This window comes from Desulfopila sp. IMCC35006 (assembly GCF_005116645.1).
Taxonomy (GTDB): Bacteria; Desulfobacterota; Desulfobulbia; order Desulfobulbales; family Desulfocapsaceae; genus Desulforhopalus_A.
In genome coordinates this window covers 1-255 of the sequence record NZ_SWCM01000082.1, presented here as the reverse complement: position 1 = coordinate 255, position 255 = coordinate 1, and the positions used below count along the sequence as shown (strand labels likewise).

Below are 255 nucleotides of genomic sequence, written 5' to 3'. Positions count from 1 at the left end.
AGAATCAGAGCTTTTATGGATCAACCTGGGCCGGCACGATGATGGGTTCACAGGTTCCAGGTGTGACCATCATGCAAGCCTGTTCCACGTCCACAACATGTATCAACCTTGCGGCTCTGGCTGTAGACGCTGGCACCCAGGTAACGCCGTTTTGCTTTCTTGCCGATAGAATGTCCAATGGACCCCACCTGATATGGCCTAATCCAAACGGGCCCGGCGGAGAAGTTGTTTCCGAGAACTGGTTTATGGACAATG

General features: G+C 52.5%; 1 pseudogene. It reads left to right on the top strand.

What is annotated here, in order from left to right:
• Positions 1-255 (top strand): annotated as a pseudogene (locus FCL47_RS24970) (thiolase family protein); the annotation flags it as partial.